Genomic DNA, 19,650 nt, shown 5'->3' on the forward strand with positions numbered 1-19,650 from the left:
GGCACCATGCTTCGCCTAGCCCTTGTCGCCGCGCTGATGCTCGCGCCCTCCGAAACCCCCGTCCCGCTGCATGCCGGCGGGCGTGTCACCGCCGATGGCCGCTTCGGCTGGCCGGGCGTCTATTTCGAGGGGCGGTTCGAGGGCACTGAGGTCACGGTCTCGGTCGAGGCCGAGACTGATCACCTCGCCATCCTGATCGACGGCGTGGAGCGCGCGGTGCTCAAGAAGCCGGGCCGCGTCGAGCGCCACTTCGCTGGCCTGGCGAAGGGCGCGCATGTCCTCCGCGTCGAGAAGCTGACCGAGACGCAGACCGGCTACAGCCGCATGATCGGCATCACGACGAACGGCACGCCGCTCGAACCGCGTCCGCGCCCGCGCGCGGTGGAGTTCATCGGCGATTCGCACAGCGTCGGCTATGGCGACACCGCGGCGGTGCGCACCTGCACGCCCGAGGCGGTGCACGACACGACCAACACCCAGCTCGCCTTCGGCCCGCTGCTCGCGAAGAAATGGGATGCCGAGTACCGCGTGATCGCCTTTTCGGGGCGCGGCGTGGTGCGCAACTATGCCGGCGGCAATCCCGGCGAGACGCTGCCGGTGCTCTACCCGCGCGCGATCCCCGGCGAGGCGGCACCCGCCGCCGCGGATGGCTGGAAGCCCCAGCTGATCGTCATCAATCTCGGCACCAACGACTTCTCGACTCCTGTCCATGCCGGCGAGGCATGGAAGGACGCGGCGGCGCTGCAGGCAGACTATCGCGCGACCTATATCGCCTTCGTGCGCAAGCTGCAGGCGGCGAACCCCGGTGCGCGCTTCCTGCTGATGGGCGCAGCCAATTTCATCGCCGATGTGCGCGCGGTGGCCGAAGCGACCCACGTCCAGGCGGTGGAAGTGCCGACGCTGGAACTGACCGCGTGCAATTTCCACCCGTCGCTGAAGGACCAACGGCGGATGGCGGAGGTGGTCGAAGGCGCGGTGGGTACGCTGAAGTAGGAAGCGTTCCCCTCCCGCTTGCGGGAGGGGTTAGGGGAGGGGCTGGAACCTGACCGCGCTTCTTCCACGTCAGTCCCTCCCCCGACCCCTCCCGCAAGCGGGAGGGGAGCGAGAAGTCACACCGCCTTCAGCGCGTTCTCGAAGTCGGCGATCAGATCGTCCGCATCCTCGACGCCGATCGAGATCCGCACCAGATTGTCGGTAATCGCCAGTGCCTGCTTGCGGGCTTCGGGCACCGACAGGTGCGTCATCCCGGCAGGATGCGAGGCGAGCGTCTCGGTGCCGCCCAGGCTCACCGCCAGCTTGGCGATCTTGAGCGCGTCGAGAAAGGCGAACGCCTCCTTCTCGCCGCCCTTCAGGTAGAGCGAGAAGGTCGAACCCGCGCCGGTGCAGTGGCGGCGATAGATATCGGCCTGGCGTTTGTCCTCGCCGCGTTCGAGAAAGCCGAGATAGCCGACCTTCTCCACCTTGGGGTGGCTCGCCAGGAATTCGCACACCTTGGCGGCATTCTCGCCCGCGCGGCTCATCCGCAACTCGAGCGTTTCCAGCGAGCGGAGCAGCATCCAGGCGGTGTTCGGATCGCAGATCGTGCCGATCGTGTTGCGCATCAGCCGGATGGTGTTGATGTGCGCCTTGGATCCCAGCACGCCGCCCGCGACCAGATCCGAATGGCCGCCGGCATATTTGGTCAGCGAGTAGACGACGATGTCCGCCCCCTGCTTCAGCGGCTGCGCCCAGAGCGGGCCGAGGAAGGTGTTGTCGATCGCGATCGGCGGCTTGGTGTCCCCCTTGAAGATCGCGTCGCGGCTGGCGGCGACGGCTTCCACATCGACCAGCGCGTTGGTCGGGTTGGCCGGGCTTTCCAGATAGATCAGCGCGACATTGCCGGTCGCCGCCTTGCTCAGCACCGCGTCGATTTCCTCACGCGTCGCGCCCGCCGGGAAGTCGAGCCAATGGATGCCGAAGCGGCCGAGGATGCGCGCGATCAGCGTTTCGGTCGCCGCATAGAGCGGGCCCGAATGGACGATCGTGTCCCCGGGCTTGACCATCGACAGGAACAAGGTGGCGATCGCCGACATGCCCGAGGAGAAGGCGAGCGCGTCCTCGGCCTCTTCCCAGATCGCCAGCCGGTCTTCGAGGATTTCCTGGTTGGGCCCGTTGAAGCGCGAATAGACCAGGCCCTCGGCCCCGCCCGGGCGCTTGCCGGTCACGCCCTCGAAATGGCGCTTGCCCGCCGCGGCATTGGGGAAGACGAAGGTGGAGGTGAGGAAGATCGGCGGCTTGAGCGAGCCTTCGGAGAGCATCGGATCATAGCCGTGCCCCATCATCATCGTCGCCGGCTTCAGCTTGCGGCCGCCGATCGTCTCGACATCGCCCTCCGCGCGGGGACGGGGCGTGCCGCCGGTCAGGTCGGCTTCGGTGGCGTCGGTCATACAGGCTCTCCGGTATCTATTCTGATGGTTGCACTTGTAACCATATCAGGCGGGCAATCTACCCGCTGGTGTAATCATCCTGTGCGACATCCGTTTCGTCGGCGTGACTGCGGGGGGTGCCCTATCCATTCGCATAAGCTGACACGAGCGGAAAGATCGATCAGTGTTGGCGGACTAATCCATTTCATCGATCGGTCTGGCCGTGCGAGGCTTTGCGCAGACCACAGCCCGAACCCGAAGGAGATGCCCGAATGAACGCCGAATCGCAGTGCCCGATGCATGGTGGCAAGATGGAGGGTAACGCCGTCCTGTTCGACATGACGAACCGGACCTGGTGGCCCAACCAGCTCGACCTGACCGTGCTCCACCAGAACCCGCCCGCCGGCGACCCGATGGGCGCGGACTTCGACTATGCCGCGGAATTCCAGAAGCTCGATCTCGCCGCCGTGAAGGCCGATATCGTTGCGCTGATGACCGATTCGCAGGACTGGTGGCCGGCCGACTTCGGCCATTACGGCCCGCTGTTCATCCGCATGGCCTGGCACAGCGCCGGCACCTACCGGGTAGGGGACGGCCGCGGCGGCGCAGGCTCGGGCACGCAGCGCTTCGCGCCGCTCAATTCCTGGCCGGACAACGCCAATCTCGACAAGGCGCGCATGCTGCTCTGGCCGATCAAGCAGAAATACGGCCGGGCGCTTTCCTGGGCCGATCTGCTGATCCTCACGGGCAATTGCGCGCTCGAATCGATGGGCTTCAAGACCGCCGGTTTCGGCGGCGGCCGCGCCGATGTGTGGGAGCCCGAACGCGACATCAACTGGGGCCCCGAGCGCGAATGGCTGCAGACCAGCGACAAGCCGGGCGGCCGCTATTCGGGCGAGCGCAACCTCGCCAACCCACTGGCCGCGGTGCAGATGGGCCTCATCTACGTCAATCCGGAAGGGCCGGACGGCAACCCCGATCCGCTGCTCGCCGCGCACGACATCCGCGAGACCTTCGCCCGCATGGCGATGAACGACGAGGAGACGGTCGCGCTGATCGCCGGCGGCCACACCTTCGGCAAGACCCACGGCGCCGCCGACCCCAGCCAGTATATCGGCCCGGAGCCGGAAGGTGCCGGCATCGAGATGCAGGCGCTCGGCTGGGCTAACAGCTTCGGCAAGGGCAATGCCGGCGACACGATCACCAGCGGCCTGGAGGTCACCTGGACCGAGACGCCGACCCAGTGGGGCATGGGCTTCTTCAAGAACCTGTTCGAATACGAATACGAGCTCACCAAGAGCCCGGCCGGCGCGCACCAGTGGGTGGCGAAGGACGCCGGCGAGGTGATCCCCGACGCGCATGATCCGTCGAAGAAGCATCGCCCGACGATGCTGACCACCGATCTCTCGCTGCGCTTCGATCCCGTCTACGGCCCGATCTCGCGGCACTTCTACGAGAATCCGGACGCCTTCGCCCATGCCTTTGCCGAGGCCTGGTACAAGCTGACCCACCGCGACAGCGGCCCGCACGCCAAGCTGCTCGGGCCGGAAGTGCCGGCCGAGCCGCGCATCTGGCAGGATCCGGTGCCGGCAGTCGACCACCCGCTGATCGACGATGCCGATGTCGCTGCGCTCAAGGCCGAGATCCTCGGCTCGGGGCTGTCGATCGCCCGGCTGGTGAAGACCGCCTGGGCTTCGGCCAGCACCTATCGCGGATCGGACAAGCGCGGCGGCGCCAATGGCGCGCGCATCCGGCTTGCCCCGCAAAAGGACTGGGCGGTGAACGAGCCGGCCGAGCTCGCACAGGCGCTCGGCGTGCTGGAAAGCATCCAGGGCAAGTTCAACGCGGCCCAGAGCGGCGGCAAGCAGGTATCGCTCGCCGATCTGATCGTGCTCGGCGGCACGGCGGCGGTGGAAGCCGCGGCGAAGAAGGCCGGGCATGACCTGCACCTGCCGTTCGCGCCGGGGCGCACCGATGCCAGCCAGGCGCAGACCGACGCGCACAGCTTCGAACCGCTCGAACCCAAGGTCGACGGCTTCCGCAACTATGCCGGACAGACGAGCGGCTGGTCGGAAGAGGAACTGCTGGTCGATCGCGCCGCGCTGCTGACGCTCACCGCGCCGGAGATGACCGTACTGGTCGGCGGCCTGCGCGTGCTCGGCGCCAACCACGGCGAGTCGAAGCACGGGGTGTTCACCGACCGCCCCGAAACTCTCAGCAACGACTTCTTCCGCAACCTGCTGGCCACCAGCTTCACTGCGAAGTGGGAAGCGCAGGGCGACGGCAGCTTCGTTGCCAAGGATCGCAAGACCGGCGAGACCAAGTGGACCGGCACCCGCGTCGACCTGATCTTCGGGTCCAATTCGCAGCTGCGCGCACTGGCCGAAGCCTATGCGACCGACGATGCCGAGGCGGCGTTCGTCGCAGCGTTCGGCAAGGCCTGGACCAAGGTGATGAACGCCGACCGCGTCGACCTTTGATCGGATGAAGGGCGAACTGGCGCAGCTCCACCGCTTCCTCCTCCTGGCGGGCAGGGTGCGCTGAAGTCCCCCTCACCCTTCCGCGCCTTCGGCGCTCCCTCCCTCTCCCCTTGTGGGAGAGGGAAGGGGCCCGCCGCTGCAGGCGGTGGGAAGGGTGAGGGGGACGAGGGGCCAAATGCGATAGCCCTGCCCCCAGGAGAGAACGCTTCAACGAAAAGGGGCCGTCCGGCAGTGCCGGTCGGCCCCTTGCTTTGCCTCAGTGGACCTTAATAGGTGCCCTTGAAGCTCGAATTCAGATTGCCGGTCGTGCTCCAGTCCTGCGAACCGTCGCGCGTGGCGTTCTGATCGGTGGTCGTGGCGCTGGACTTGTTCTTGTCCTCGCCGAACAGTGCGCCCGACTGCTCTTCGTCGCGCCAATGGTTCTTGGCTTCCTCGGCGGTCTTGCGCAGCGTCACCTTGTCGTCGACCGTCTGGATCCAGCGCGAAGGGATCGAGTGGTGGCGACCCTCGGCATCGGTGTCGGTCTTGGTCAGGATGATGCGGTCGCCGCGCACCTTGTCGACGGTGCCGACATGGCTGCCGTCCGAACCGAGCACTTCCATGTGCTCGGTCACGCGGCGAAGCGCGTCGCGCTGGCCGGTCCGCTCGGTGCGGAAGCTGTCGAACTCGTTGTGGAAGCGCTGGGCGTTCTCGCGACGATATTCGTCATAGTCGCGATCGAATTCCTGGATCCGGCTGCGGCGCCACTCGCCATAGTGGCTGTCCGAATGGCCTTCGTTCCGTGCCTGCTGCTCGTCGTAGCGCTGGTCCTGGCGGCGGCGGCGTTCCGCTTCCTCGTCGCCGAACCACGACCGGACCTCGTCGCCGGCGCGGTCGAAGAAGCCGCGGTCGCGGTCATAGCCGCGCAGGTCCTCGCCGCCGCGGGCGCGATCATAGCCATAGGCACTGCGACCCTGGTCCTGGCGGCCATAGCGCGAACGGTCCTGGTCCTGCTGGCCATAGCTGCGCGCGAAGGAATCGCGGCTGCCCCAGTCGCTGTTGCCATAGTTGCGCTGGCCATAGTCGCGATCGCGATCCTGGCCCGAGTACCCGCCATCGTTGTCGTAGCTGCGCGAGCCGCGGTCGCTCCAGTCACGGTCGCCGTCGTTCCAGCCGCTGCGCTCCTGGTTGCGCTGGCCGTAACCCTGCGCGCCATAGCTGGAGCGATCCTGGTTGCGCCAGTCCGAGCTTCCGCGGTTCCAGTCGTCGCCGCGATTGCGGTCGCGTCCGCGGCCGAGTTCGCCGGCGGCGGCATAGTCGCGCGCGCTGCTATAGGTGTAATCGCGGCCGGAGCCGTAATCCCGGCCATAGTCGCCCTGGCTGCTGCTGTCGTTGTAACCGGCGGGGCCATAGGGGCCGTAGCGATTGTTGCGGTCGTCCATCGTATCTCTCCTGCTGAGATGTCGGCGGCTGCGGCATGCTTGCCGTCACGCAGCGTTCAAGCGAGCGGAGGGGCGGATGGGTTCCGCGAATTTTAACCTGTGTCACAGGCACTTCGTCGTCCGCGATACGAATCCGGCGGGAAGATGCGACAAGCCGGTTGCATCGCACGTTTCGGCTCGCTAAGGGGAGCGCCTCCCGGGCCAGCCCGGGACCAAGGCGGCGGGGCTGTAGCTCAGATGGGAGAGCGCTGCAATCGCACTGCAGAGGTCAGGGGTTCGATTCCCCTCAGCTCCACCAGCCGCCATTGAATTCATTGGTTTTTTTAGCAAATTTGGTAGTTGGACATAATCTCGGCCATAATATTGGTCGCGGATTTGCACGATCGCGGGCGTCTCTCAGCGCACTCGCGCCAACAGCGCCATACGTCGGCTTGCCACTGGGATGACGACTCAGGTCCGAAGCGAGGAAGCTATGTACAGTTTTCTCAAACGACAGATATGCGGCCCATAGCTGGGGACGCACAAAACCAGATGACAGAGGTGGTTCGGTTTGTCTGCACAGGCTCGCGGCTTTGATAAGTGGATGGCCGTTGGTCGATCATGCCGCTGCGAGAAGCGGCTGGCCGAAGTATACCTGGTCTGGCGTTCGCCCCCCCCAAGCGCGGAATGCGGTCGTAGGGCATTGTAGAAACCGATGTAGCGGCCGATGCCTGAACGGGCTTCGGGGACTGAGGCATAGGCGTTGAGGTATACTCCTCGTATCTCACCGAGCGCCAGAGGCGCTCCACGAATACTATGGCGCGCCAGCGCCCCTCTCCGTCCATGCTGATGGCGATTTGCTCGCGGTGCAGGACGGCGGGGAACGCGGAACTGGTGAACTGCGAACCCTGGCCGCTGTTTCGTGATGGAGCTCGCCTTTCACCTCAGGGACATCTCCACTTTTCCAAGGCCAGTTAATGGCGCTGCTGCGTCGGCATCCCAACTTCTATTTCACGAGGACCCGCATGCGATGCACCACGACGTTGCCCTCTGCGAGTTTCGGGAGCTCCGAGAACCAAGCCTTCACGTAGGGCATCGCGTTGTGTGCCTCGAAATCTGCCTTGGTGGCGAAGACCTCGTAGAACACAAAATGCCCAGGCCGTTCGCGATCCTCCTGGAGAAAGTAGACGAGGTTCTTTGGATCGCTGCGCACCAAAGCGACGAGCGGTAGCGTCGCTTCGCGCAGCGCTGCCTCCTTGCCCGGTTTCGCCTGTACCTCGGCGATGATCGAATAGGCCCCGGTCGGGATCGAGGCATAGTCGACGCCGCTGTGCTGAGCGGCCGCCGGCGTGGCGAATGCCAACGCACTTGCCAGCGCGGCGGCACCAAATCGGAACATCCACATAGTAGTTCTCTCCTTACCGTCCCGCCACTGCCCGCTGGCGCTTGGCGAGCGCATCGGCAAAGCGCTTCTTCACCGGACCCAGTGCTTTCACGAACTCAAGCTGCTCCCCTTCCGGTCCCTTGCAGTAGATCAGCTCCCAGCCGTCCGACGGCGCCTGCGTCACGCGGTTCGTGTTGCTGCTCTGCGGCGCAGCCTTGCGCTCCGACTCGCTGCGAACCCGGATGGTGCGATTGGCGCGCACCTGGTTCATCCCGCGCCGAGCGCTCTCCGCCTCAAGGTCCGCGATGAACTGATTGAAGTCGACATCATCGCGCACATAGAAACAGATGTGCATCATTCTCGGAAAGGCGGGGCTCATGTGCTGCACCGGCTCTGCGAAGCTGTTCGGACTGCCCATTGGTTCGTCGGCATTGCGATATTGGAGAAGCTCGATCACGACATTGTCGAATTGAACGAAGCGCACGTCCAGGCGCTGGGTGCCGCCGCGCAGATCGGGCACGCCGATCGTCGCGGGCGCGACATGCTTTTCGGCGGCGACGATCTCCTGGTCGGCAAGCAGCGTGTTCTGCACCGCATCGCCCTGGAAATCGCCGTGCCGGAAGACCTCGGTTCCCCCGAGCACCTGGGTATAGAATTCGAAGGCGCGCTCCATGTTCTGCACGGTCAGCCCGAAATGCTGGACGCCCTGCAGGCGCAGCCCAAGTCCCGGACCGCCGGCCTGTCCCGTGCGTGGCGCCGCCTGCGCCACCGTCTCGCCGGCCGCACCTGCCAGCATTACCGCGCCGGCAGTGCGTAGCATGTCGCGCCGTGCCGGATTATCGATCCCGCGTTCATCTTCGGTCATCGTCGGTCTCCCTTGCTCATGCTCACCACGCGTCCGGCGCGCGACAACCCGTCGAGGAATTGAAGATCTTGGTCCGGCGGACAACGGCAGACACCGCGATAGACCTGTGCAGCGCTGCACCATTCCGCAGGGAACCGAAACACGCGGCGAGAGTGCAACTGGCTCTGGTGAAATCGGCGGTTGAAAGCATGCGGTGGACGTCGCACGCGAATGGCGTCCCGCCACCGCTGCGAGGGTAGAAGAATGCGCCTCTATTGCTGCCCCGGGGCTGCCAGCCTGGCGCCCCAGATCGCCTTCCGGGAGGCAGGCATTGCGGCCGAGTTAGTTGCGGTAGACGCCATTTCGGGCATTGCCCGCGACGGACGCGACCTCGGCTTCCTCACACCGCTGCCGGACATGCCGCTGCTTGAACGCAGCGATGGCGTGACGCTGCAGGGCACAATCCCGCTGTTGCATTTCGCTGCACAGCAAGCCGGCACGACACTTCTTCCAGCGCTGAGCAACTGGGAATGGTTCCGGCTGATCGAGCGGATGGAGTTCATCAGCTACTCTCTTCAGCCCAGCGTGCTTGGGCTCCGCCGCGTCGCTTCTACGGCTGAACTGAAAATCCTGCTCGGACGGCTGGGGCGAAGCCTGGCGTTGCTCGACACCTACCTAGCGCTCCACCCGTTCGTCGGGCCCTCCGACTATTCTATCGCCGATATCCACGCCTGGACCGTGATCGCCGCACTCGAATCCGGCATCCCCCGCTTCGACAACCTCGACCGCTGGCGAAGGCAGGTGGCCGCGAGACCGGCAGTATGCGCCGCGCTCGCGGCGGAACGGGCGCTGTTCGCCCGATGAATCTCGAGTCATGCAGATTAACTTCGTTTAACGGGATCGTTTGCACGAAGTGACGTAGAGCAGCAACGCGCCGAATTGGCTCGGCCGCCCAAGCTGTACTGGAACTTACGATGGAATGGAGTGACATACGTGTCTTCCTTCAAGTCGCGCGCGAAGGAACCATGGTTGCGGCGACGAGCGCGTTGCGAATGGATCATTCAACGATCAGCCGCCGCATTGCCCGCCTGGAGCGCGAGACCGACCTGCAGTTGTTCGAACGTGCAGGCCGCCGGCTGACGCTGACCGCCGAGGGCGAACGACTCGCCGCTGCCGCGGAGAAGCTGGAGTCGATCATCTTCCGTGAGGTCCTGAGCCTGGCGAGCGAACGTCGCCGCATCGCCGGTGCAGTGCGATTGGGCACCACCGAAGAGTTCGGGGCACATTTCCTTGCGCACCGGCTTGCGGCGATCACGGCGCTGCACCCGGGATTGGAGATCGAACTGGTCGCCCTGCCCCGCGCCTTCTCGCTCGCTGCGCGGGAGGTAGATCTGGTGATCTCGCTAGACCGCCCGTCGACGGGCGACATTCGTTTCAAGAAGCTGATCGACGTAGAGTTCGGCGTGTATGGAGCGCCTGCCTATTTCGCCAACCGCACGCGGCCGGCTTCCCTGGACTCCTTGCGCGAGGAGACTTGGTGCGGCTTCATCAAGGAACTGCTCTTCACCGACGCGCTGGACCTCCTGCCCGGTGATCTTGAGTCCATGAAGGTGAAGTACCGGACGACCAACCTGACTGTCCAGCTCGGTGCGGCACTGAGCGGCTATGCGCTGGCGGCGCTGCCCTGCTTTGTCGCGCGCGAACATCCGATGCTGGAGAGGGTGCTTCCGCAGGAAGTCCGCTTCGAGCGAAGCTATTGGATCGCGGTGCACGAGGATCTGGCCAATCTGCCCAAGGTTCGTGCGTTGATGTCGGCGATCGAGAGTCTGGTCGCGCGGGATCGGACGCTATTCCGGCCCGCGCCACCGATGTCGGGAGAGACGTACGGCGAGCCGGCAGCCGCCTAGAGCGGCTCTCCCAACAGCAAATCACGGGCCTCGGTTCAGCGCCTGAAAACGATCATCTTCTCGGCGCTCATCTCCTCCATCGTGAACGGGATGCCGCCAACGCCATAGCCCGAAGCGCGACGGCCGGCGAACGGCATCCAGTCGGTGCGAAAGGCAGTGTGATCGTTGATCATCACGGCAGAAGCATCGAGCCGCTCGGCTGCATCGAGCGCGACGTCGAGGTCGCGCGTGAAGATGCTCGACTGGAAGGCCACGGGAAGCGCATTGGCGCGCGCAATCGCGTCGTCGAGGGTATCGAAGCCATAGACGCAGGTCACTGGACCGAACACCTCCTCGCGCGAGACCTTCGTATCGGGCGAAGGCTCGACCAGGATCGTGGGCTGCAGCGTCGTGTCACGTAGCCGCCCGCCGCCAATAAGCCGCGCCCCGCCTTCCACTGCCTCAGCGATCCAATTCGCCACTCGATCTGCCTCGCGGGGATGGATGAGAGGGCCCACCTCGGTCTCGGGCAGCGTCGGGTCACCGGTACGCAGTTCGGAAACCCGATCGGCGAACCGCTCAATGAATTCATGCTTCAGCGCTTCGTGCACGTAGATGCGCTGCACGGATACGCAGACCTGACCGGCATGATAATAGCCGCCCTTTGCGACGGGTTCGATCAGCGCTTCAAGATCGGCGCTACGATCTATGATCAGCGGAGCGACTCCGCCGTGCTCCAACGCACAGCGCGTGCCCGGCGGCAGGCTGGCCCGAAGCTGCCAACCCACCCGCGCCGAACCGATGAAGCTCAGGAAGGCAACGCGTGTATCGGTCGCCAGCTGCTGCGAAAGGCCGCTACCGGCAGGGAGGAACAGTTGCGCCCAGCCATCGGGCAGCCCCGCTTCCGCCGCGAGCTGCAGCAGCCTGCGCGCGCAGAGCGGCGTCGCGGTTGCCGGCTTGATGATCACGGGACAACCGGTTGCGATCGCTGGCGCGACCTGATGGACGGCCAGGTTGAACGGATGGTTGAACGCCGAAATCGCGGCGACGACGCCGATCGGCTCCTGTATCGTCCAGGCGCGCCGGTCGCTGCTGCCGGGAGTGAGCTCCATCGGGATCTCGGTGCCGCCGCGCACGCGCAGCATATCGGCGGCGTTGCGGATGCCGTCGATCGCGCGGTCGGTTTCCACCAGCGCATCGGTCAGAGGCTTGCCACCCTCACGCGCGATCAATCCTCCGAACGCCTGCCGCTCCGCCTCTACCAGTCCGGCAAGCCTGCGAAGAATGGCGATCCGTTCGAAGGGCTTCAGCCACAGCCGGCGATCCGCATGCAGGGCCGCGGCGCGCGCGAGCTTTGCCTCCAGCGCGTTCGCATCATCACTCGGTAATTGCTCGATCAGTTGCCGGTCGAAGGCCTGCACTACGTCGATCATGTCGTCCTCCTTCGATCATGCTACCGGAAATTGTGGGACTAGGCCCTGCAGGCCCTGCTCGTAGATGCCCTCGAACAGCTGCGAGATTTCCGCTTCGCTGACCCCTTCGGGTGAGAAACCGCCCAGCCAATCGACCCGGCACCGCTCTGGCCCGATCGGGACCGCGCGGAGGGTGGAAAGATACGCCGTCTGCGGGAATGGCGCTTCCAGGATGTGATAGCTGTAGCTGCGCCCTGCCTCGTCATAGGTCATCAGGCGTTCGACGATGGTCGCACCATCGGCGGTGGTAAGATGGCGTACCCGGCCACCCTCGCTGAGCACGGAGCGGGTGATGAAGGGCAGCCAGTCGGGCAATGCGTCGAAGCCGCCGATACGGCGCCATGCCACATCGGCAGGAACGGCCAGTTCGATGCTCGCGGAAGCGCTCGCCATGTCCTTGCTCCTCAGCGATCGATCGGAAGCGGCGCGCTTGCGGCTACCAGGCCCTCGTCGCGTAGCGATTGCCAGAAGCCGCCGGGCACGCTGGCCGCGAGTGCGGCGTGGTCCTCGCGGATCCGCTCCGGCTTGCTGGCGCCCGGGATCACGGCGGCAACGGCCGGGTGCGCCAGCACGAAGCCGAGAGCCGCTGCCTTGATCGGCACGTCGAACTGCGCGCACAGCGCCTTGATCCGCTCCACCTTCGTCGCGATGGCGGGCGGGATCGCGCCATATTCGAAATGGCTGCCCCCGGCGAGCACGCCCGAGCTGTAGGGCCCGCCCACGACGATGTCGAACCCGCGCGCCGCAGCGGTCGGCATCAGCCGCTGAAGGGCGCGCTCATGGTCGAGCAGCGAATAGCGGCCGGCGAGCAGCGTCGCATCGGGGCGCACCTCCGCAAGGTCGAGCAGGATCTCGACCGGCTCCACCTTGTTGACCCCCAGTCCCCAACCGCGGATCACGCCCTCGTCGCGCAGTTGGTCGAGGGCCACGAACGCCCCCGTGCGCGCTGTCTCGAACATGCCGATCCAGCGATCGCCATGGAAGTCCTGCGCGACGTCGTGCACCCAGACGAAGTCGATCCGGTCGACCTGCAGCCGCTTCAGGCTGTCCTCGATCGAGCGCCGGGTGCCGTCCGCCGAATAGTCGAGCACGATCTTGTTGGGGCGACCATAGCGGAAGATGTCTCCCTTCTCGCCCTGATCACGCGCGCCGGGATCTTCAACCTCGTCGAGAATGAGTCTGCCGACCTTGGTGGTGAGCACATATTCTCCGCGCGGCCGGTCACGCAGGGCCTTGCCGAGGCGAATTTCGGACAGTCCCGCGCCGTAGAAAGGCGCTGTGTCGAACAGGCGGGTGCCCGCCGCCCAGGCGGCATCCACCGTCGCCAATGCCTCGTCTTCGGGAATGTCGCGGAACATGTTGCCCAGGGGCGCAGTGCCGAAGCCGAGCGGACCGCTTCTCAAACTTTCTCTGACACGCATGCGTTTCGTTCCTCTCTGGGGCTGGTCACGCCGCGGAGCGATGTCCGCGAGCCGCCAGCAAGGTGACTCCGTAAATGGCAAGGCCCGCCAAGGTGAGGCCGAAGCCCGCCCAAACCGCAGCCAGCAAGCCCGCTCCGGCGCCGATCGCAAGGCCGCCGGCCCAGGCACCCAGCGCATTGGCGACGTTGAGGGCAGCGAGGTTCATCGCACCCATCAGCGAGGGCGCCTCGGGGGCGAAGCGGGTGAGCCGCACCTGCAGCGTGGGGATCGCGGTCATCATCGTCGCGCCCACGCCGAACATCGCCGGGAAGAGCACCCAGGGATCCGTGCCGCCGACCGCCAGGACGATCAGCACCAGGAGCGCGGCGCCATAGCCGATGGCGATGCCCCGTACCGGATCGCCATCCGCGATCCGGCCACCCAGCAGATTGCCGGCCGTCATGCCCAATCCGAACAGCGCCAGTGCCAACGGGATCCACCCGCGCTCGAGCCCAGCGACATCGGTCACGAGCGGACCGATGAAGGTGTAAACCGCGAAGATGCTTGCGACGCCGATCGCCCCGACCAGCATCACGCCCCACACGCTAGGCTTGCGCAACGCGCGAAGCTCTCGCAGCACCGGCGCGCCGTTCAGCGCTTCGGCCCGCGGCACCCAGCGGAGCAGCGACAGGAGCGCGAGTGCCGCTACTCCCGATACTGCCAGATAGGTCTCGCGCCATCCCAGCGTCTGCCCGAGAAAGGTGGCGAGCGGCGAGCCGACGATCGTCGCGACGGTCAGCCCGGTCATGACCATGGCAAATGCCTTGCCCGCATGACCGGGTCCGACGATGTACGAGGCGACAACCGCCCCCGCACCGAAATAGGCGCCTTGGGGCATGCCGCTGACGAACCGCGCAGCCATCAGTAGCGGAAGGCTAGGCGCCAGGGCAGAGGCGATGTTGCCCAGGATGAACAACCCCACCAGCGCGAGCAGCAGCGTGCGCCGGTTGAGCCGCGCGGCTGCCAGGGTGACCAGCGGCGCGCCGACGATGACGCCCAGCGCATAGGCCGTGATCGCGTTGGTCGCGGCTGGGATGCCGATATTGAGATCCGCCGAGAAAAGCTGGAGAATGCCCATGCTGGCGAATTCGGAGGTGCCAATGCAGAAACTGCCGAGCGCCAGCGCAAAGAGGGTGAGGCTACGGTTGCGGCGCTCCGATGCCTTCTGACAATGCGTGCGCACGGCATCGCATTGCGGCTGATAGATCCGCTCCATCGGGTTGAGGCGGCGAAGATCGGTCGCGACGCCGCCATTGGCCTGAGCCGAATTAGCCATGGCTCAAGCCGCCGCCAGGGCAGGAAAGTCGGTATAGCCCGCCGCACCGCCGCCATAATAGGTCTCCGGCGCCGCTTCGGCCAACGGAGCGTCGCGCCGCAGCCGCTCGACCAGATCGGGGTTGGCGATGAAGGGGCGGCCGAACGCGACCATATCGGCATGGCCGCTGTCGATCGCTGCGATCGCCAGCTCGCGCGTGTAGCTGTTGTTGGCGATATATGCGCCACCGAACGCGGCGTGCAGCGCCTTGAAGTCGAACGCCGCCGCCGCATTTGCACCGCGCGTCTGCCCCTCGACGCAATGGAGATAGGCGAGCCCCAGCTGGCCGAGCTGTTCCGCCAGATAGCCATAGGTCCCCTGCGGATCGCTATCGAGCGGCGTGTCGCCGGTGGCGCGGGTGATCGGCGACAGGCGCAGGCCTACCCGATCCGCACCCCATATGGCGGCCACCGCCTGCACGACCTCGATCGGCAGGCGCGCGCGATTTTCCCGCGATCCTCCATAGCGGTCGGTGCGATGGTTGGTGCTGTCGCGGAGAAATTGCTCGAGGAGGTAGCAGTTGGCGGCGTGAACCTCGACACCGTCGAAGCCGGCATCGCGCGCACGGATTGCCGCCCGGCGATAGTCTTCTACAATGCCGGGGATTTCGTCGGTCTCCAGCGCGCGCGGCATGGAGGGGCGCTCGGGCCCGCGCTCGGTGAACACCGTGTCTCCCGCCTGGATGGCGCTGGGAGCGACCGGTGCCGCCCCACCAGCCTGCAAACTGGTGTGCGACATACGGCCGACGTGCCAGAGCTGCAACACGATACGGCCGCCCGCTTCATGCACCGCCTCTGTCACCGATCGCCATGCCTCGACATGCGCATCCGTATAGATGCCCGGAGTCAGGGCATAGCCACGCCCCTGTCGCGAGATGTTGGTCGCTTCGCTGACGATCAGCCCCGCGCTTGCACGCTGGCGGTAATAGTCGATCGCAAGCGGCGTGTGCACGCCGTCCATGCCGGCGCGCGAACGGGTGAGCGGCGCCATCGCGATGCGATTGGCGACGGGAATGGCACCGATCCGCCCCGGCGCGAACAGCCCGGCCGCTTGCTGGTCTATCATGGTCGGAAACTCCTTGTCAGCGAAGCGAGGACGGTGGCTCAGAACTTCACCACCGCGCGCCCGACGATCTCGCCATCGCGCAGCCGGTCGATATATTCGTTGATCTGATCGAAGCGGATCGTGGTGATGGTGTGCTTGATCTTGTCCTCGGCGGCGAGCGCCAGGACCTCGGACAAGTCGGCATTGTTGCCCCAGAACGATCCGTGGAAGGTTTGCTCGCCACTCACGCGCGGGAACAGCGGCACGTCGATGCGATCGCCGACGAAGCCGACGTCGGCATAATGGCCCGCGATGCCGAGCAAGCCGAACCCCATCTGCATCATTTCGGTCGCGCCTGCGCAATCGATGATAGCATCGAGCTTGGCCTGGCCGGTAGCCCGTTCCAGTTCGCCCGCAATACCCTTCTCGGACTTATCCTTGATCGCGATCAGATGGTCGGCGCCATAATCCTTCGCCACCGCCAATTTTTCCGCATTGCGACCGAAAGCGACCACCGTCGCGCCCGCTCCCAGCAGCTTGGCATATTGCACGGCGTAGACGCCGATCCCGCCGATCCCGAATACCCCGATCACCCGGTCCGGCCCAAGGCCGCCGGCGTCCCGGATCTTCTTGATGCCGCGATAGGGCGTGAGACCTGCGTCGGTGAGCGGGGCGATCTGCTCGAACGCCAATCGCTTCGGCACCTTGATCACGTAGCGCGCCGGGACCGGAATATATTCCGCGAAACCGCCATAGGTACCGAATCCTGGCCAGCGAACGTTCGGGCAGATATGGGTGTTGCCTACCTGGCAGTGGCGGCAGATGCCGTCACCCCAGCCGGGGGACACGACCACATGGTCGCCCTCCTCCAGCCCGGCCACCTTCGGCACCAGGCTGCCGATCTTATGGAGCGTGCCGGTGATTTCGTGCCCCGGGATCACGGGTGGCGGAATGTCGGCATAGGATTGGAAGAAGCCGTCGACGAGCAGCACGTCCGATCGGCACATGCCGCACGCTTCCACCTTCACCAGCACCTCGTCGGACTGGATGTCCGGGATCGGTATATCTTCTAGCACCAGCGGCTTGCGGTATTCCAGAATGCGCGCGGCCTTCATGAAGGTTTCCTTTCCTCTGGTTGGGGCGTCGAAACGGCAGCGACGGCGGCCTCGGCAACCTGGAGATCCTGTTCGATCGTTCCCGCGCTGGCGCCGACGGCGCCAGCGATATGCCCGTTGATCCAAACCGGTACGCCGCCGCCGAAGATGACGACTTGGCCGGCATTGCTTTCCTGAATGCCGAAAAGCGGGCCGCCGGGCGCAGCGAGCGTCGCGAGGTTTGCGGTCGGCTGGGCAAAGAAGCAGGCGGTCTTCGCTTTGTCGATCGCAAGCTCGATGCTACCGATCAGCGCCTCGTCTTGCCGCGCGAACGCGACCAAGTGCGCGCCGCGATCGACGACGGCGATGTTGTACGGCAGGCCGGTCTGAACAGCCGCAGCTTCGGCCGCGTCGAGCATCCGCTTTGCATCGTCAAGAGTCAGGGTCCAATGGGTTTCGGGCATGATGTCCTCACGGTCCGAATGTCTCGCCGAAGCTATCGCCGAACAACGCTAGATATCGCATCGGCCTTGTGCAGATCGCCCGGGGATCGCGCATGCGCTGGCCGTACTCGCGCCGGGTGAAGCGCGCGGCGTCAGGGGGCGATCCTCAATCGCTCTGTCGCGGGATTGCTCGGCAAGCAGATCGCATACCCGCTCGAGCTGCCTGCCAGGCAGCCGTCAGCGGCCCGCTTTACTTAGATTTACCCTAGCTGACTATGGGTTCCGTGGAGCCGGCAATAAGATTTGCGCGCATGCGGCGCGGAAACGCCGATGCTCGGCGGCTGTGGCACCCCAGAACCGGGGTCGGCCGCCCGACTTTAACGCTTTTACGCGACAGATCCCGACGAAAACTGGAGAATGCAATGACAAAGCATGTTCTGTTCATCGTGACCAATGCCGCCGAGATCGGCCCCAACCACCGCAAGACCGGCTTCTTTTTTGCCGAAGTCGCGCATCCGTTCGACGTGCTCGACAAGGCGGGGGTCGCTGTGGAGTTTGCGTCTCCCGCGGGCGGCTGGACACCCTTCGACGCCTATGACGAGAGCGATCCGGCACAAAAGGCTTTCTTCGAAAGCAAGGCGTTCCGTCGGCTAAATCGAAGCCGCAAGCTGTCCGAGATCGATGCCGCCGACTATGACGCCATCCTCGTGCCCGGCGGACTGGGGCCGATGGTCGACATCCAGCGCAACGCCGACGTGCAGCGGGCCGTCGTGCGGGCCTGGACCACCGGCAAGATCGTGACGGCGGTCTGCCATGGGCCTTGCTCGCTCCTCGGCGTCGACATCGGTGACGGCAAGCCGTTCGTCGAGGGCAAGCAGGTGACGGGCTTCTCTAGGACGGAGGAGCTGGACTATGCGGCGGCCGACGTGCCCTACGAACTCGAAGATGCGCTTCGCGCCGAGGGTGCCCAGTATTCGTCCGCCGGAAATTGGGAAGCGCATGTCGTCGTCGACGGGCGCCTCATCACTGGGCAGAATCCTGCTTCGGCGGCTCCGCTGGCCAAGGAACTGCTTGCCGCTCTGGAGAAGACGACGGCCCCGGCTTGATACCGCGCACCTGATATGCCGATCGCCGCCCCTTCGCAGCCGGAGGGGCTGCCGCTTTCGGCCCGGTGTCGCCCAGGAATTCGCTCATTGCGGCGCTGGCTGTTTGCGGTTCCTTCGAAGCCGGGATAGGTGTCCTTATCCGCCAATACCGGGTCGACGAGGAATCGGACGTCGCCATAGTCGATGCGCAAGGTGGCGCTACGCACCTGGGTCAGGCTGGCGCTTCGCCCAGGGCGGCGGTGGCAGCACCGGTCGATCCGGTCGCGGCGAACAGGGCGGAGGCAAGTATCGTGGCACCGCCCGACGTGATCGCCTAACGACGGTTGACCAACTTTGACGTACCTGGTGCATCGATCATCTACCTCTCCGTTAGCATAGAATTGGATCGGCCGCCTGCCCGGTCGGGGATCGAGGTACTTCGCGGTACCATGTGCGCAGGCAGCGACCACGGCGATTAGTATCGCTGCTGCATCAGTGCGGCATATCCGAGAATTGCGGCAGATCGAGCGGCTTCTGCCAATCCAGCCGGCGTTTCACAAACATCTCCAGCACGGGCCGAATGCCGCTCGGATCGTCAAGCGAGCCGATTTGGATGAACGTCAGTTCTGGGAAGCCTTCCAAGTCGCTCGTAAAGAGTCGCGCACCGCATTCGGTGCAGAAATTTCGGGTGAGCCTCTTCCCGGAGTCAGCGACATATAGGAAGCCCTTCGTCTGGTCGGCGCCCGCCGTGACCCTGAAGGTGGTCGTGGGGACGCCGAACCAGGTCGCAGCTTCACCGCCGGACGCCTTCTTGCAGTCAAGGCAGTGGCAGATCGCGACGAAGGTGGGATCGAAATCGAACTCGAACGTGACCGTGCCGCAGGCACAACGGCCTTTCCGGTGCGTTGCCATGGCAGCATCTCCCTTTGGCTAAATGGATTTCCGAACCCTCGAGCTGGCTTGTACTTTAGGACGGCGCAGCGGTACGCCGTCCTCGGCGCGGAAGGACTAGTTGGCGTCGGTGGCCGCAGCCTCGATGAAGGCAGCTACCTCCTTCGGGTGGGACAGCATGACTGCGTGGCTGCTGTTGATCTCGGTCAGTTTGGCCTTGGCGCGGGTCGCCATGAAGCGCTGGGTGGTCGGCGAGACCATATGGTCCTGCGTCGTCAGCATCCAGCGGACCGGCTTGTCGTGCCACGCCGCCGTCGTCAGCTTGGTCTGCACCGCGGCCAGGCCCCAGGGGACTTGCGACGCCGCCATGAAGCCGGTGATCGAAATGTCGACATCCGCGGCGAAGGCCGTCGGGAACTTGACCGGGTCGACGATGATGAACCCGTC

At 65.3% G+C, this 19,650-nt stretch carries 18 protein-coding genes, 1 tRNA gene and 1 pseudogene; 6 read left to right on the forward strand and 14 right to left on the reverse strand.

Annotated elements, in window-relative coordinates; all coding sequences use genetic code 11:
* Nucleotides 1-6 precede the first annotated feature (6 nt).
* The gene (locus tag SAZ01S_RS17070; protein ID WP_084583488.1) at nucleotides 7-993 is read left to right on the forward strand and encodes an SGNH/GDSL hydrolase family protein; all 987 of its coding nucleotides are present in this window, start codon (nucleotides 7-9) and stop codon (nucleotides 991-993) included.
* A 116-nt stretch (nucleotides 994-1,109) separates the two neighbouring features.
* Here the strand turns inward: SAZ01S_RS17070 and SAZ01S_RS17075 are convergent, their stop codons facing one another.
* Nucleotides 1,110-2,426 (reverse strand): cystathionine gamma-synthase family protein, encoded by a 1,317-nt coding sequence (locus SAZ01S_RS17075; protein ID WP_084583489.1) that lies wholly within the window; start codon nucleotides 2,424-2,426, stop codon nucleotides 1,110-1,112.
* Between the two features lie 251 nt (nucleotides 2,427-2,677).
* On the opposite strand from SAZ01S_RS17075, the gene katG reads away from it, so the two are divergent.
* The gene (gene katG, locus SAZ01S_RS17080; protein ID WP_084583490.1) at nucleotides 2,678-4,885 is read left to right on the forward strand and encodes a catalase/peroxidase HPI; all 2,208 of its coding nucleotides are present in this window, start codon (nucleotides 2,678-2,680) and stop codon (nucleotides 4,883-4,885) included.
* Nucleotides 4,886-5,151: 266 nt separating this feature from the next.
* Here the strand turns inward: katG and SAZ01S_RS24240 are convergent, their stop codons facing one another.
* The gene (locus tag SAZ01S_RS24240) at nucleotides 5,152-6,306 is read right to left on the reverse strand and encodes a DUF2171 domain-containing protein (RefSeq protein ID WP_174596145.1); all 1,155 of its coding nucleotides are present in this window, start codon (nucleotides 6,304-6,306) and stop codon (nucleotides 5,152-5,154) included.
* A gap of 222 nt (nucleotides 6,307-6,528) precedes the next feature.
* On the opposite strand from SAZ01S_RS24240, the gene SAZ01S_RS17090 reads away from it, so the two are divergent.
* Nucleotides 6,529-6,604, forward strand: a tRNA-Ala gene (locus SAZ01S_RS17090).
* Nucleotides 6,605-6,904: 300 nt separating this feature from the next.
* On the opposite strand, the pseudogene SAZ01S_RS24470 reads toward SAZ01S_RS17090, so the two are convergent.
* The 3 genes and pseudogenes from SAZ01S_RS24470 to SAZ01S_RS17105 form a co-directional block, all read right to left on the reverse strand.
* Nucleotides 6,905-7,205: pseudogene (locus SAZ01S_RS24470) on the reverse strand (integrase core domain-containing protein); the annotation flags it as partial.
* An 86-nt stretch (nucleotides 7,206-7,291) separates the two neighbouring features.
* On the reverse strand, nucleotides 7,292-7,690 hold the full coding sequence (locus tag SAZ01S_RS17100) for a putative quinol monooxygenase (protein ID WP_084583491.1): 399 nt from the start codon (nucleotides 7,688-7,690) through the stop codon (nucleotides 7,292-7,294).
* A 13-nt stretch (nucleotides 7,691-7,703) separates the two neighbouring features.
* A complete protein-coding gene (locus SAZ01S_RS17105) occupies nucleotides 7,704-8,534 on the reverse strand; it encodes a VOC family protein (RefSeq protein ID WP_084583492.1) in 831 nt (276 codons plus the stop codon).
* A gap of 243 nt (nucleotides 8,535-8,777) precedes the next feature.
* Here SAZ01S_RS17105 and SAZ01S_RS17110 point away from each other — a divergent pair, with 243 nt between their 5' ends.
* Both SAZ01S_RS17110 and SAZ01S_RS17115 read left to right on the forward strand, forming a co-directional pair.
* Nucleotides 8,778-9,377: a glutathione S-transferase family protein gene (locus tag SAZ01S_RS17110; RefSeq protein ID WP_084583493.1), complete on the forward strand. Its 600-nt coding sequence runs from the start codon at nucleotides 8,778-8,780 to the stop codon at nucleotides 9,375-9,377.
* A 110-nt stretch (nucleotides 9,378-9,487) separates the two neighbouring features.
* Complete coding sequence (locus tag SAZ01S_RS17115) at nucleotides 9,488-10,420, forward strand: LysR family transcriptional regulator (protein ID WP_084583494.1); 933 nt, start codon at nucleotides 9,488-9,490, stop codon at nucleotides 10,418-10,420.
* A 35-nt stretch (nucleotides 10,421-10,455) separates the two neighbouring features.
* Here SAZ01S_RS17115 and SAZ01S_RS17120 read toward each other — a convergent pair whose 3' ends face one another.
* Genes SAZ01S_RS17120 through SAZ01S_RS17150 form a run of 7 tightly spaced genes read right to left on the reverse strand, consistent with a single transcriptional unit; the run spans nucleotide 10,456 to nucleotide 17,248 of the window.
* Entirely contained in the window at nucleotides 10,456-11,832 is a 1,377-nt protein-coding gene (locus SAZ01S_RS17120) for an aldehyde dehydrogenase family protein (RefSeq protein WP_084583495.1), read from the reverse strand.
* Nucleotides 11,833-11,847: 15 nt separating this feature from the next.
* Nucleotides 11,848-12,264, reverse strand: coding sequence for an SRPBCC family protein (locus SAZ01S_RS17125; RefSeq protein ID WP_084583496.1), 417 nt, complete (start codon nucleotides 12,262-12,264; stop codon nucleotides 11,848-11,850).
* Nucleotides 12,265-12,275: 11 nt separating this feature from the next.
* Nucleotides 12,276-13,292 carry an aldo/keto reductase gene (locus SAZ01S_RS17130; RefSeq protein ID WP_084583497.1) on the reverse strand — a complete coding sequence of 339 codons (1,017 nt, stop codon included), beginning with the start codon at nucleotides 13,290-13,292 and terminating at the stop codon, nucleotides 12,276-12,278.
* 25 nt (nucleotides 13,293-13,317) lie between these two features.
* A complete protein-coding gene (locus SAZ01S_RS17135; protein WP_218018108.1) occupies nucleotides 13,318-14,607 on the reverse strand; it encodes an MFS transporter in 1,290 nt (429 codons plus the stop codon).
* 3 nt (nucleotides 14,608-14,610) lie between these two features.
* A complete protein-coding gene (locus tag SAZ01S_RS17140; protein WP_084583498.1) occupies nucleotides 14,611-15,711 on the reverse strand; it encodes an alkene reductase in 1,101 nt (366 codons plus the stop codon).
* Between the two features lie 38 nt (nucleotides 15,712-15,749).
* On the reverse strand, nucleotides 15,750-16,805 hold the full coding sequence (locus SAZ01S_RS17145) for an NAD(P)-dependent alcohol dehydrogenase (protein ID WP_084583499.1): 1,056 nt from the start codon (nucleotides 16,803-16,805) through the stop codon (nucleotides 15,750-15,752).
* Nucleotides 16,802-17,248, reverse strand: coding sequence for a GlcG/HbpS family heme-binding protein (locus tag SAZ01S_RS17150; RefSeq protein ID WP_084583500.1), 447 nt, complete (start codon nucleotides 17,246-17,248; stop codon nucleotides 16,802-16,804). The genes SAZ01S_RS17145 and SAZ01S_RS17150 overlap by 4 nt, the downstream gene beginning before the upstream one ends.
* Nucleotides 17,249-17,649: 401 nt before the next feature.
* Here SAZ01S_RS17150 and SAZ01S_RS17155 point away from each other — a divergent pair, with 401 nt between their 5' ends.
* The gene (locus SAZ01S_RS17155; RefSeq protein WP_084583501.1) at nucleotides 17,650-18,333 is read left to right on the forward strand and encodes a type 1 glutamine amidotransferase domain-containing protein; all 684 of its coding nucleotides are present in this window, start codon (nucleotides 17,650-17,652) and stop codon (nucleotides 18,331-18,333) included.
* Between the two features lie 471 nt (nucleotides 18,334-18,804).
* On the opposite strand, the gene SAZ01S_RS17165 is transcribed toward SAZ01S_RS17155, so the two are convergent.
* Together SAZ01S_RS17165 and SAZ01S_RS17170 are read right to left on the reverse strand one after the other, a co-directional pair.
* Entirely contained in the window at nucleotides 18,805-19,224 is a 420-nt protein-coding gene (locus SAZ01S_RS17165) for a GFA family protein (protein ID WP_084583502.1), read from the reverse strand.
* Nucleotides 19,225-19,320: 96 nt separating this feature from the next.
* Nucleotides 19,321-19,650, reverse strand: a 330-nt coding sequence (locus SAZ01S_RS17170; RefSeq protein ID WP_139810123.1) for an alpha/beta fold hydrolase, incomplete at its 5' end; no start/stop codon positions are given.

Origin of the sequence: Sphingomonas azotifigens NBRC 15497 (assembly GCF_002091475.1) — a bacterium.
Classification (GTDB): Bacteria; Pseudomonadota; Alphaproteobacteria; order Sphingomonadales; family Sphingomonadaceae; genus Sphingomonas; species Sphingomonas azotifigens.